General features: G+C 61.0%; 10 protein-coding genes. 5 read left to right on the forward strand and 5 right to left on the reverse strand.

Annotated features, from left to right (window positions below; genetic code table 11):
- The first annotated feature begins 125 nt into the window (after positions 1-125).
- The 3 genes from AC3IUE_RS12255 to AC3IUE_RS12265 all read left to right on the forward strand — a co-directional run bounded on the left by AC3IUE_RS12255 (position 126) and on the right by AC3IUE_RS12265 (position 2589).
- Positions 126-965: an SDR family NAD(P)-dependent oxidoreductase gene (locus tag AC3IUE_RS12255; RefSeq protein WP_489267673.1), complete on the forward strand. Its 840-nt coding sequence runs from the start codon at positions 126-128 to the stop codon at positions 963-965.
- Positions 952-1896, forward strand: a complete 945-nt coding sequence (locus AC3IUE_RS12260) for an alpha/beta hydrolase (protein WP_489267675.1) — start codon at positions 952-954, stop codon at positions 1894-1896. The genes AC3IUE_RS12255 and AC3IUE_RS12260 overlap by 14 nt, the downstream gene beginning before the upstream one ends.
- A 234-nt stretch (positions 1897-2130) precedes the next feature.
- On the forward strand, positions 2131-2589 hold the full coding sequence (locus tag AC3IUE_RS12265) for an REP-associated tyrosine transposase (RefSeq protein WP_489267677.1): 459 nt from the start codon (positions 2131-2133) through the stop codon (positions 2587-2589).
- A gap of 205 nt (positions 2590-2794) precedes the next feature.
- Here the strand turns inward: AC3IUE_RS12265 and AC3IUE_RS12270 are convergent, their stop codons facing one another.
- The 3 genes from AC3IUE_RS12270 to AC3IUE_RS12280 all read right to left on the reverse strand — a co-directional run bounded on the left by AC3IUE_RS12270 (position 2795) and on the right by AC3IUE_RS12280 (position 6831).
- Positions 2795-3772 carry a 5'/3'-nucleotidase SurE gene (locus tag AC3IUE_RS12270; protein WP_489267679.1) on the reverse strand — a complete coding sequence of 326 codons (978 nt, stop codon included), beginning with the start codon at positions 3770-3772 and terminating at the stop codon, positions 2795-2797.
- A 78-nt stretch (positions 3773-3850) separates the two neighbouring features.
- On the reverse strand, positions 3851-5230 hold the full coding sequence (locus tag AC3IUE_RS12275) for a DUF1329 domain-containing protein (RefSeq protein ID WP_056744741.1): 1380 nt from the start codon (positions 5228-5230) through the stop codon (positions 3851-3853).
- Positions 5231-5253: 23 nt separating this feature from the next.
- Positions 5254-6831, reverse strand: a complete 1578-nt coding sequence (locus tag AC3IUE_RS12280) for a DUF1302 domain-containing protein (RefSeq protein ID WP_489267681.1) — start codon at positions 6829-6831, stop codon at positions 5254-5256.
- Positions 6832-7096: 265 nt separating this feature from the next.
- On the opposite strand from AC3IUE_RS12280, the gene AC3IUE_RS12285 reads away from it, so the two are divergent.
- Both AC3IUE_RS12285 and AC3IUE_RS12290 read left to right on the forward strand, forming a co-directional pair.
- Complete coding sequence (locus AC3IUE_RS12285) at positions 7097-8839, forward strand: FAD-dependent oxidoreductase (protein WP_489267683.1); 1743 nt, start codon at positions 7097-7099, stop codon at positions 8837-8839.
- Positions 8836-9714 (forward strand): SDR family NAD(P)-dependent oxidoreductase, encoded by an 879-nt coding sequence (locus tag AC3IUE_RS12290; RefSeq protein WP_489267685.1) that lies wholly within the window; start codon positions 8836-8838, stop codon positions 9712-9714. Before AC3IUE_RS12285 ends, AC3IUE_RS12290 begins: the two co-directional genes overlap by 4 nt.
- A 381-nt stretch (positions 9715-10095) precedes the next feature.
- Here the strand turns inward: AC3IUE_RS12290 and AC3IUE_RS12295 are convergent, their stop codons facing one another.
- Both AC3IUE_RS12295 and AC3IUE_RS12300 read right to left on the reverse strand, forming a co-directional pair.
- Positions 10096-11676 carry a FadD3 family acyl-CoA ligase gene (locus AC3IUE_RS12295; protein ID WP_489267687.1) on the reverse strand — a complete coding sequence of 527 codons (1581 nt, stop codon included), beginning with the start codon at positions 11674-11676 and terminating at the stop codon, positions 10096-10098.
- Between the two features lie 70 nt (positions 11677-11746).
- On the reverse strand, positions 11747-12493 hold the full coding sequence (locus AC3IUE_RS12300; RefSeq protein ID WP_095128519.1) for an SDR family NAD(P)-dependent oxidoreductase: 747 nt from the start codon (positions 12491-12493) through the stop codon (positions 11747-11749).
- Positions 12494-12529 lie beyond the last annotated feature (36 nt).

Genomic DNA, 12529 nt, shown 5'->3' on the forward strand with positions numbered 1-12529 from the left:
CACGGGTTTGGCGCCTGTCACGGATTCTGCCGCCCCTGTAGAAGCGGGCATCGTCTGAATGGACGATGGCCGGTTTACGCCCGCCCGCTCTACTGACGCCATTGGACCCAGTGCAGGAGTTGGCGATGAGCAATGAACAAGGGCCGGTCGCGGTGATTACCGGGGCCGCCAGTGGTATTGGCCGGGGTTTGGCCGAGCATGCGGCAAGGTTGGGGATGCGCCTGGTGCTGGCCGATCTCGATGGGCCGGGGTTGCAAGCGCTGTGCGATGAACTACAGACGGGCGGTACGCAGGCGATTGCTTGCGTCACAGATGTTGGCGATCTGGCGCAAGTCGAGCGCTTGCGCGACATCGCCCTCGAACACTTTGGCGGGGTTGATCTGCTGTTCAACAACGCCGGAGTGATGCAGACCGGCTACAGCTGGGAAATCACTGCGCAGCAATGGCAACGAATGCTCAACGTCAACCTCACCGGTGTGATCAATGGCATTCGCAGTTTCGTGCCGCTGTTTTTGCGCCAGGGGCGGGCGGCCCATGTGATCAACACGGCGTCCCTCGCGGGCTTGCTCAGCAGCCCGTTGATGGCGCCTTACAACGTGACCAAACAGGCAGTGGTCGCACTCTCGGAAACCCTGCATTACGAATTGAGCATGCTCGGTGTGCCGGTCTCGGTCTCGGTGGTGTGCCCAGGGCCGGTGGCCAGCGAAATCATGGCGTCGAATCAAGTGGTGGACGCGGCCGGTTCGTCATTCAGTCAATTGCTCGATAGCAGCATCCGCCAAGGCATGACGCCGAGCGAACTGGCGGAGCAGGTGTTCGCCGCCATCGCCGAAAAACGCTTCTGGGTCTTTCCTCACAAAGGTTTCAAACCGGCGCTGGAGCGACGTGTGCAAAGCATCCTGGAAGAAACCAATCCGCAGTTTCAAATGACCGATGTAGGGGGAGATGCCCATGCCGCTCGATAAGCAGATCGCCGCAGTGCTCCAGCAGTTTCGCGACCTGCCGGAACCCGACTTCAGTCAGCTCGATGCCAAGCAATATCGGCAGTTTTGCGACAACCTGCTGCCCGCCATCCCCGGCGATCCGATGATCGAAGTGCGTAACTTGCGGGTCGCCGGCGCGGCGGGCGAGCTGGATGCGCGGCTGTATCGGCCACTGGAGCAGGACAACCTGCCGCTGCTGGTGTTCTTCCACGGAGGCGGTTTTGTCATGGGCAACCTCGACACCCACGACAACCTTTGCCGTTCACTCGCCAGTCTGACGGAGGCGGTGGTGGTGTCGGTCGCCTACCGACTGGCGCCGGAAAACCAATTCCCGGCGGCCCCGCTCGATTGTTATGCGGCCACCTGCTGGCTGGTCGAGCACGCGTCTGAACTGGGCGTCGATGGTAGCCGACTGGGCTTGGCCGGGGACAGCGCCGGGGGCAACCTGGCGCTCGCCGTGAGTCGCCTGGCGGCGCAACGCCAGGGGCCGAAAATCAGTTATCAGTGCCTGTTTTACCCGGTCACCGATGCACGCTGCGACAGTCAGTCTTATGAGGATTTTGCCGAGGGCTATTTCCTCAGCGCTGGAATGATGTACTGGTTTTGGCAGCAGTACCTGCAGGATGCCGATCAGGGGGATGATCCCTTGGCCTCGCCGTTGCGCGCCGACCGGTTGGTGGACTTGCCGCCGACCACCTTGATCAGCGCCGAGTTTGATCCTTTGCGGGATGAGGGCGAGGCGTTTGCCTTGCGCCTGCGAGAAGCCGGCGTGTCGGTACGCGTGCAGCGCTGCGAGGGCATGATTCACGGATTTATCAGCATGGCGCCGTTTGTCGAGCGCGCTGCGCAAGCCTTGTCCGATGCCGCGGCAGACCTGCGCAGGGCGTTATCTGGAGCGAGCACGGCGTCCTGACGATGGCAGACTGTCAGTCAACATTGATGTTGACAGTGGCGCCGTCATCGCGAGCAAGCTCGCTCCCACAGGGGTAGTGGGTGTACACAAAATCCGAGAACAACCAAAACCACTGTGGGAGCGAGCTTGCTCGCGATGGCTATCTATCAGACACATTTAGCTTAAAGTCTGTCTCACCCTCTGGCATTTACAGGTCTAGCCTTCTCATGACATCAGCATGAGAGAGGCAAAGGAATGCCTGATTTACCCGCTTCACATCGTCTACGCGTCGGCCGCTATCCCGAACCCAGCAGGATTTATCTATTGACCACCAACACGCTTGACCGAGAACCTGTTTTCAAGGATTTCGGCTTGGGCAGGATGGTCGTCGACCAATTTCGAAGTGCACAGGAGCAAGGCTGGGCGAAGTCTTTGGCCTGGGTTGTCATGCCCGATCATTTTCATTGGTTGATCGAATTGCAGCAGTGCTCACTGAGTGAACTGATGCAAAAAACCAAATCATTGAGTACGCGCTCGGTGAACATGTCCTCCGGTCGAAGAGGCAGCCTTTGGCAACAGGGTTATCACGATCGGGCGCTGCGGCGAGATGAGGACTTGGTGCAATTTGCTCGATATGTCATCGCTAACCCGTTACGGGCCGGGCTGGTAGAGCGGCTCGGCGAGTATCCTCTGTGGGATGCGATCTGGGTTTGATCAGAAACCGTGTCGCCGTCATCGCGAGCAAGCTCGCTCCCACAGTAGTTCGGGGTGTTCGCAGATATTGTGTACACCCAGTAACCCTGTGGGAGCGAGCTTGCTCGCGATAGCGGTTTGGCAGGCACCATTAATATTGAATGTGCTGACCTCATCGTCGGAACGCCGCCCGGAGCAAGCTCGCTCCCACAGGTTTTGCGCTGTCTCAAGGTTTAACGTCTCGCAACATTTCCTTCGCCTGATCCTGCACCGCAACTGGTGCACTCATGTTGCCGTCGATCACGGTGATCACCGCGTGCCCCTGCCACAACTGATACGCATCGGCCTGTTGCTGGGCGGCCGTCGGTGTCGGCGGGGCGACCAGGTTGACGTGAACCACGCCGTCGGCGCCGCGCTGGGAGGTGAAGTTCACGCGATCCCAATTGCCGATCGGGACAAAACTCACGCCTTTGACCTCACTGGCGGCCAGCGCCGGGTAATTGATATTCAACCCGCTGACACCCGGCAAACCGAGCACATTCAATTCGCAGCCGAGGTTGTTTTTTTCGCAGGCCTGTTTGGCTTGAGCACCCGCGAGGCTTGCCTGCTCGATGACCTTCACCGCAAACCGGGCGGTGTCGTCCATGGCACCGAGGGTTTTGCGGTAGCCGGCCGGTTGGTCGCGGATGATCAGGTCCATGTCGATGGCCGTCGACACCGCCACCGCCGGAATGCCCTTGAACATCGCGCGGACCGCTGCGTTCAAGGTGCCGGACATTTGCGTCAGCGGGCCGACGTTTTCGCCAAAATTACTGCCCGACACCACCAGGTCTGGCGGATTGCCTTTGAGCAGCACGTCCAGGCCAACATTGACTGCATCCACCGGGGTGCCGATGGCGGAAGTCTTGCCCGGGGGCGGGGTGTAGCCCTCGGGTGGGCCGACGCAAAATTTGCCCGGCGCCAGTTCGGTCACTGCCAACGCCTGCCCGGGCACGACCACGCTGGCGGCGCTGATGCCGCTGCTGTCGTTCAACGGGCCAACCAGCGTGACCTTGTGCCCGGCGGCGGTGAGGGCGCGGTACATCGCATCGATCCCGGGGGCACGGCAGCCATCGTCGTTGGTCAGCAGAATGTTCAAGGCGTTGGCCTGCATCGACAGACCGACGCTGGCCAGGGCGAGAGCGCCAACAAGCAGTTTGTTCATGGGAGAGTCTTCCGTGAAAGGATGGTTTTGAAAAAGCACAACGCCCCGACCGAATAAATCGGTCGGGGCGCGGAGGGGTTAGCGGGTGCCGAGTTTGCGCAGGTTGCCGGGGGTGAATTCGTCGTCAGTAAAAGCAGTGGCATTCAGCTTCGCCGGTTTTTGATCGACCAGCATGCGGTCCACCAGATACGAACCAGCGATCAGGTCGTGGTAGATCCCGAGGCGAGCGTGGTAGCGCTGCATCTCATAGGCGTAGATCGAGGTCTGCATGTTGGTGCGCCACAGTTGCCCACGGCTGTCGTAGTTGTCGGCGAGGGTGGCGGCCCAGGTGTCCTCGTCCAGGTACATCACGCGCTTGGCGTACACGTGGCGCGCGCCTTCCTTGAGGGTGGCTTGCAGTACCCAGACGCGGTGCTTCTCATAGCGCATGTACTGCGGATCAACGTGACCGGTGGTGGCCAGAATCTGGTCCGAGGTCACGCTCGGGTCGTCGATCTTGTAGTTGTGGTACGGGATGTAGATTTCTTTCTTGCCGACGATGGTCCAGTTGTAGCGATCCGGCGCACCGTTGAACAAGCGGTCCTCGTCGTAGACCCGGAAGCCACCGGCCCCGGTCGGCGAGTCATAACCTACTGTCGGCGCACGACGGACCCGACGTTGTCCCGGGCTGTACTGCCAGGCCTGACGCGGCGACGCGGTGGGGTTGATGAACTCGTGACCGACGACGATCTCGCCTTTCTTGCGCACCGGTTCCAGCGTGGTGATCAGGAAGTTGGTAAGAATCCCGTTGGCGCTGTCCAGGGTTTTGTCCGGGCTGGACCAGATCGAGTAGATCTTGTAATTGACCTCTTCCAGTACCCGTTCCTTGTTGGAATAGACCACCGCTTGTTGGTAGTTGGCCTCTTCGGTATTGGCGCGCCCGGCGAGGGTGTGGTTGAACATCAGCTCACTGCCGTTTTTCGGAATCGGAAACGGTGAAGCGGCCCAGGCGTTTTGCGTGTCGTTATTGTCGTTGGACAGTTCGGCGGTGACCGCGTTTTTTTTCACGGCCTCTTCCAGGCGCTGATCGAAACGGAAGTCCCGATGGCTCGGGTACACCGGAATGTTGAAGGTCGCGGGGTAGCGTTTAAGCAACGCTTTCTGGCCATCGGTGAGGTTGTCGGCGTACTTGTCCATGTTTTTGGCATCGATCACGAACAACGGCTTTTCGGCCGCGTACGGGTCCGGGTACGGCGAACCGGGGCCGGCGTATTTGAGCTGCGGTGGCAGGCCGCGCCATTTACCGGTCCAGGCCGGGATGCTGCCGTCGGCGTTGCCGGCTTTCTCGGCCCCCATCGGGGTCAGGTCCTGACCCAGACGTGCGGCTTCTTCATTGCTGATTTTGGCCTGAACCAGGCCACTGCCGAGCAGGCTGACGGCCAACGCCGTGCCCAACAATGTGTGGGTGAATCTAGACATGCTGTGCTCCTCCATCAGGGGAATCAGAACCGGTACTTGAAGTTGAGCGCGACGTTGTCGCGGTCGGCCAACGGGCTGTTGTTGGCGTTGCCGAGGTAGGCGTTGTAACGGGCTTCGACGGTGAAGTTGCCGAGGTAACGCCACGAACTGCCGATACTGGCGCGGTTGTCGTTTTGGCCAGAGTTGATGGAACCCACCAACGAGCTGTCACCGTGTGCGGCGGCGCTGAAGGTGACTGGCACCGACATGTCCCAACCGCTGAACACGTCGTTGTAGTCAAAGTTCGCTTGCACCGTATAACCCCAGGCATCGCGGTCGTAGACCAGGCTGTCAGTGCCCGGCAGCGAGAAGCCGGGGGCCAGGTTTACCGGGGCGGACTTGTCGTTACTGAGCACGGTGTTGTAGACCAGCTCACCCGTCAGGGTGGTGTTATCGGCAAATGAAGTCGGGCCGACCACGTAAATCATCGACGTCTGCGCCTGCAGGGTTTTGCCACGCACGGGGCTGGAGAAACCGTTGTCGACCATCACCGGCGAACCGTCGCGGTAGCTAACTTCACCGGCCCAACTCACGCTGCCCAGTACGGTGGCGAAACTCGCGCCGAACAGGTCGATGTTGTCGAAATAGCGCACCCGGTAGTGCCCCAGGTCGGTCTGGAAATCCAGCGACGGGGTCTTGTCGTGATACCGCGAGTAGTAGAGACCGAACTCGGTGTTGTTCAGCGACGCGGCGGCGTAGGTAAACGCGACACCGTACTGGCCGCTGTCGCTCGGCTTGTCGTCACCCAGGCGTGTCAGGAAACCGCTGGCGTCGTTGAAGCCACCCTCGTCGATGAAGTCGGTGGTGGAAAAGTAGCTACCCACGCCGAACAGCTCGGTCTTCTCCCATTTGTATTGGTAGTAGGCCTGGATATCGAGGCTGTCGGTCAGGCTGAACTGGGTGAACAGTTGACCGACCGGCAACAGGATCTCCTTGACCTCGACGCCCGGCGTGGTCGCCTTGGTCGCATCCACCGGGCTCTGCGCGGCGGAAATGCCGGGGTAGAACAGGCTTTCACCCCAGCTCACCACCTGATTACCCAGACGTGCGTTGAAGTTGTGGCCACCGATGTCCCAGGTGCCGTACGCGTAGTAATCGAGCATGCGCAGTTCATTGCGATGCTGGTCGATGGTGTCCTGGGAAAATCGGTCGGGACGGTTGCAATGACCGCCGGCGAAGCAGTTCGAGGTGCCTGTGTCGTTGTCGTTGCCCTGATCGTAAACGTTGTCGTAGAAGCCCGTCCCCCGCAGGAACACGCCGTAGTCCTCACGCCATTTGATGTTGGCCTCGGTGAGAAAACCGCTGCGGTTGTTGATCAGGCTGCCTTTGTCGAACGCGTTGTCGCCATCGTTGCCGTTGGCATTGGCCGTCAGCTTGTGATCGCGAGACTCGGTCCGCCAGGCCAGGCTGTACGTCAGTGTGGTATCCCAGTCGACGCTCAAATCCTCGTTCGGCTGGAAACTCATGGCGCTGGCTTGACTGCCCAGTCCACCAGCCAGCAAGAGCATGGCCAGCTGTACGCGAGTGTGCAGCGATTGTGGGGCGATTATTGTTTTTATCATGTCGTCCTCATGCCCAGGTCAGACCTGCCCGACCTGCATTTCAGGGGGGTGATTGGTGCTGTGGGCGACTATGGAGTCAGCTTTGGGGCGCAACATCGTCCAAGCGGACTAAGCGATTTGCACGGGGCTGGGGCGCCCATCGCCTTAGTCCCATCGGACGATGACCGTTCAGGGCACGCGGCGAACAATCCCGAGACCGACTGCACCGGGCGAAGATCTGGCGGCGGCGGTTTTTGCCTGATGGGCGCTGAGCAAGGGTGATCGCATGAAAGCTGCCGGGATCAAATGGGATGAGTGCTGCGATGTACTGGTGATTGGCTCCGGAGCGGGGGGAATGACTGCGGCGCTGCGTGCCCATGACCTGGGGCTCAATGCGCTATTGATCGAGAAAAGCGCCGAGTACGGCGGCACCTCGGCGGTGTCCGGCGGCGGCATCTGGATACCTGACAACCACCGGATCAAAGCTCTGGGCGGCAGTGATTCGGCGGAAGAAGCGATCGCCTATATCCGTGCGGTGACCCATGGCGAGATCGATGACGGGCGCATCGAAGCCTATGTCGAACACGGCCGCGAGATGGTCGAATACCTTGAACAACAGACCCGCGTGCGCTTCGAGGCGCAACCCGCTTATGCCGATTACTACCCGGAAGTCGAAGGCGGAAAACCGGGTTACCGCTCCATGGACCCACAACCGTTTGATGCTGCCGAACTGGGTGAGGAATTTCTGCGCATGCGTGCGCCATCCCCCGGAACACTGATGATGGGACGCATGGCGATGACCATGAAAGAGGCGCAGGTGCTGTTGTGCCGTGGCCCTGGCTGGTTGCGATTGACGCTGCGGGTGATGTGGCGTTACTGGCGTGACCGCGAGGGGCGGCGGTTGTCACGCCGCGACCGCTTCCTGACCCTTGGCAATGCCTTGATCGGCGCCTTGCGCTGTTCGTTGCAGGATCGCGGCAAGTCCCTTTGGCTGAACTGTGCACTGGAAGAACTGCTGCTCGTGGGTGATCGGGTTGGCGGCGCTCGCGTCTGTCGCGACGGGCAGTTACTCAACGTCAAGGCACGCTACGGCGTGATCATCGCGGCCGGTGGTTTCGAGCGTAATCAGGCGATGCGTACGCAGTATCTGCCACAGCCGTCCCAGGCCACCTGGAGTGCCACGCCGCCGCACAATACCGGTGACGGCATTCGCGCCGGTCAGGCAATCGGTGCTCGCACCGCGCTGATGGACCACAGTTGGTGGGCGCCGACCACTCATGTCCAGGGCGAAGAAAAACAGCGTGCACTGTTCGTCGAGCGGACCTTGCCGGGCTGCGTGCTGGTCAACTCTGCCGGCGAGCGCTTCGTCAACGAAGCCGCGCCCTATACCGATATCGTTTACGCGATGTACGCCAACAATCGCGAAGGCGCGGTGAGTGTGCCGTGCTGGATGGTGTTCGACGCCGAATTTCGCCGCAAGTACCCCTGCGGCGCGTTACTACCAGGCTATGCGCAGCCCGATTGGCAGCTGCCCGAGCAACTGCGCGAGTACTTTTACAAGGCTGCGAGTTTGCAGGCGCTGGCAGAAAAAATCGGCGTCGACGGTGCCGGTCTGGTCCGTACGATCCAGCGTTTCAACGGCATGGCTGTGCAGGGTGTCGACGCAGATTTCCATAAAGGTCAATCGCTGTTCGATCGCTACTACGGTGACCCGAATGTGCAGCCCAATCCTTGCCTGGCGCCGTTGCTCAAAGGTCCGTTCTACGCCGTGCGCATTGATGCCGGGGATATCGGCACCAAGGGTGGTTTGCTGACCGATGTTCACGCCCGCGTATTGCATGAGGACGGGCAACCCATCAACGGTTTGTATGCCATCGGCAACAGCGCCGCTTCGATGATGGGGCGCACGTACCCGGGCGCCGGTTCGACCATCGGCCCGGCAATGACCTTCGGTTACGTGGCGGCCAATCACATCAAGTGTCAGAGCGAGACCAGCTCGGCCAAAAGCCTGTTCAGGAGCGTCGAATGAATCAGCCACTTAAACAAGTCGCGGTGGTGACCGGCGCCAGTCGCGGCGTCGGTCAGGGCATTGCCCTGGCCCTTGGCGCTGCGGGCATGACGGTGTTTGTCACCGGACGTGCGCCGGAGCACGGTGGATCGAATGTGTATGGGCATGCATTGCGCGGCTCACTCAAGGACACGGCTGACGCGATTACTGCGGCGGGTGGGCGGGGGATCGCGGTGGTCTGCGATCATGCCGATGATGCGCAGGTCCAGGCGTTGTTCGCGCGGGTTGAAAAGGAATGCGGGCAACTGGATTTGCTGGTGAATAATGCCGCGTTCATTCATGACCAGTTGATCGAGCCGGGACCTTTCTGGGAGAAACCGCTGGACCTGGTACGGATCCTCGACGTCGGTCTGCGTTCGGCTTATATCGCCAGTTATCACGCCGCGCCGTTGTTGCTGCGCAGCGGTCGAGGGCTGATCTGTTTCACCTCGTCATTCGGTGCCGGGTGTTACATGCATGGTCCTGCGTATGGCGCGCAAAAGGCTGGTTGCGACAAGTTGGCGGCCGACATGGCCATCGACTTCGAGGGGCGAGGCGTGGCGGCGTTATCGCTATGGCTCGGCCCGCAACTGACCGAACGCACCCGGATAGCCGGCGAGCAACATGGCGAGCAATACAAGGCCTTTCTGGCGGATGCCGAAACCCCGCAATTCAATGGCCGGGTGATTCACGCATTGCTCAATGACCCGCAGTTGATGACGTTCTCCGGGCAGACATTAATCACCGCCGAAATCGCCGCCGGTTACGGCATCAGCGAAGCCGGCGGCCGCCAGCCACCTTCCCACCGCGCCATGCTCGGCGACCCGCGCCAGCAACATCCGGCACGGGTGGTCTAGCCCACATTCGGCAGGTCAATCACAAAACCCTGTGGGAGCGAGCCTGCTCGCGAAGGCAATTGTTCATTCAACATTGATGCTGACTGATACACCGCTTTCGCGAGCAGGCTCGCTCCCACAGGGATTGCGTTTAACTGACAGGCATCAATGCCCACTCACGCAACACATTCTTGGGCACTTTACCCGCTGCGTTGAGCGGCATCGCCATGCTCGGCGACCCGCGCCAGCAGCATCCGGCACGGGTGGTCTAGCCCACATTCGGCAGGTCAAATACAAGCCCCTGTGGGAGCGAGCTTGCTCGCGATAGCAGAGTGTCAGCCGACATCAATGTTGACTGACCTGACGCTATCGCGAGCAAGCTCGCTCCCACAGGGATTGCGTTTAATTGACTGGCTGCAATGCCCACTCACGCAACACATTCTTGGTCACTTTGCCCGCTGCGTTGAGCGGCATGCTCTCAAGCACCCGCACCCGGCGCGGGACTTTGTAGTTGGCCATCTGCTCGCGGCACCAGGCGAGGAATCGGGCCTGCTCGATTTCCATGCCTGGAGCCGGCAGCAAGAAGGCCATTGCCACTTCACCAAGACGTTCATCGGGGATGCCGATCACCGCGACCTGGGCCACGCCGGGGTAGGTCAGCAAACAGTGTTCGATCTCCGCCGGGTACACGTTGAAACCTCCAGTGATGAACATGTCCTTGAGGCGGTCGGTGATGCGCAGGTAACCCTGTTCGTCGAGCACGCCGATGTCCCCGGTGTGCAGCCAGCCGTCGGCATCGAGGACTTCCCGGCTGGCCTGCGGATCATTGAAATAACCCTGCATCAGGTTGTAGCCGCGCACCTGAACCTCGCCGGGAACGTTGGCCGGCTGGCTGCGACCGGTGCTGCCAACGCAGCGGATTTCCACGCCAGGCATGGCCCGGCCACTGGTGTTGGCGACCAATTCCGGCGAATCACCAGGACGGCATATCGTCGCAAAACCGCAGACTTCGGTAAGACCGTAGGCGGTGACGATGGTGGCAAATCCCAGTTCGTCGCGCATGCGCCGGATCATCTTCACCGGAATCGCCGCGGCCCCCGTCACCGCTACCCGCAATGACGTCAGGTCAAATTCGCTGCGTTGCGGATGTGCGAGCAATGACTGATAGAGGGTCGGCGGGCCGGGCAGCACGGTGATCCGTTCGCGCTCGACGCATTCAAGCACCGCCTGCACATCGAACACCTGTTGCGGCACGATGGTGCAGCCGCGCATCAGCGCCGCCAGCCAACCGGCCTTGTAACCGAAGGAATGGAAGAACGGATTGACGATCAGGTAGCGATCGCCCTCACACAAACCCACCACCTCGCTCCAGTCGCGTATCACCCGCAGGTTTTGTCTGTGGTTGGTCATCACGCCTTTGGGCTTGCCGGTGGTACCCGAGGTGAACAGCAGGTCAGACAGCGCTTGCGGGCCAAAGCTTTGTTCGCGGGTTCGCAGGGACAATTGCGAAACGTCTGCGCCCAGGTCGAGGAAGTCATCCCAGCTCAGGGTGCCCGACCCACCGCTACGCAAGGTGACGATCTGGCGCAGCGCCGGCAGATCTTCAGACGCCAGCATGCGCGGGTAATCGGCACCCAGAAATTCACCGATGGCAAACAGCATGCAGGCACCGCTTTCGCGAAGGATGTAACCCGCCTCGCTGCCCTTCATGCGGGTGTTGAGTGGCACCAGTGCTGCGCCGACACTTTGTAGCGCACCGGCGGCCACGATCCATTCCCACATATTAGGCGCCCAGATCGCCACCCGATCCCCGGCTTGAACGTCCATTGACAGCAGCGCGCGGGCGGCTTGGCGGCGCAGTTGGTCGAGTTCTCGGTAGCTGATCGAGCGCCCGTCATCCTCGATGGCCGGGCGGTCGCCGTAGGCCTGGGCAGCGTTGGCGAACAGTTGGGCGATGGTCAGTGCGTTTGCGACAGGCGGCATGGGGCCTCCTCGGCTAGAGGACAAGTGCGAAAAGGGGAGAGGCCGGGCAGGGTGCCCGGCCGGATAGATGTTACGCGGCGGGCGGGGCGAAGCGGCGACCGGCGGAGAAACCACCGTCCACGGCGATCATCTGGCCGCTGACAAAGGACGCCTCGTCCGAGGCCAGGAACAGCGCGACGCTGGCCACTTCTTCCGGTTGCCCGGAGCGATTGAGCATGTGCTGCGAGGCGAAGAAGGCGTGGAAGGCTTCCTGCTCGCGGACCATGCTGGTCATCGGCGTTTCGATCAGGCCGGGGCACAAGCCGTTGACGCGGATATTGGCGTAGCCGTAATCAATGGCCATCGAGCGGGTCAGCTGGTTGATGCCGCCCTTGGAGACGTTGTAAGCAACGTTGCCGTCGCAGCCTTGCAGGCCGAAGATCGAGCCGATGTTGATGATCGAACCGCTGCGTTGGGACACCATAGATTCCAGCGCGTATTTGCTGGTGAGCATGCTGCCCGTCAGGTTGATGTCCATCACCCGTTGCCAGTTGGCGGTGGTGGTCTGGGTCACGCTGCCCTGATCGGCAACGCCGGCTGCGTTGACCAGCACGTCGATGCGCCCGAAGTGGCCGATGACTTCTTGCATGACCTGCTGGACCTGCGCTTCATCGCGCACATCGAGGGTCATGAACAGGCCAGGGAAATCCGCCGGTGCGGTGCCGATGTCCAGCCCCACCACTTGCGCGCCTTCAGCGGCGAAGCGACGCACACAGGCCAGACCGATCCCTGAAGCGCCGCCGGTAACCACCGCGACCTTGTTCTGCAAACGAGCCATAACTGCACCTCTTTTATTGTTGTGGGCTAATGCTGT

Source organism: Pseudomonas sp. GL_093 (genome assembly GCF_057837605.1).

Excerpts from the sequence above, each read along its gene's own strand:
- AC3IUE_RS12255 (WP_489267673.1), top strand. The coding sequence starts at position 126 with ATGAGCAATGAACAAGGGCCGGTCGCGGTGATTACCGGGGCCGCCAGT.
- AC3IUE_RS12260 (WP_489267675.1), top strand. The coding sequence starts at position 952 with ATGCCGCTCGATAAGCAGATCGCCGCAGTGCTCCAGCAGTTTCGCGAC.
- AC3IUE_RS12265 (WP_489267677.1), top strand. The coding sequence starts at position 2,131 with ATGCCTGATTTACCCGCTTCACATCGTCTACGCGTCGGCCGCTATCCC.
- AC3IUE_RS12270 (WP_489267679.1), bottom strand. The coding sequence starts at position 3,772 with ATGAACAAACTGCTTGTTGGCGCTCTCGCCCTGGCCAGCGTCGGTCTG.
- AC3IUE_RS12275 (WP_056744741.1), bottom strand. The coding sequence starts at position 5,230 with ATGTCTAGATTCACCCACACATTGTTGGGCACGGCGTTGGCCGTCAGC.
- AC3IUE_RS12280 (WP_489267681.1), bottom strand. The coding sequence starts at position 6,831 with ATGATAAAAACAATAATCGCCCCACAATCGCTGCACACTCGCGTACAG.
- AC3IUE_RS12285 (WP_489267683.1), top strand. The coding sequence starts at position 7,097 with ATGAAAGCTGCCGGGATCAAATGGGATGAGTGCTGCGATGTACTGGTG.
- AC3IUE_RS12290 (WP_489267685.1), top strand. The coding sequence starts at position 8,836 with ATGAATCAGCCACTTAAACAAGTCGCGGTGGTGACCGGCGCCAGTCGC.
- AC3IUE_RS12295 (WP_489267687.1), bottom strand. The coding sequence starts at position 11,676 with ATGCCGCCTGTCGCAAACGCACTGACCATCGCCCAACTGTTCGCCAAC.
- AC3IUE_RS12300 (WP_095128519.1), bottom strand. The coding sequence starts at position 12,493 with ATGGCTCGTTTGCAGAACAAGGTCGCGGTGGTTACCGGCGGCGCTTCA.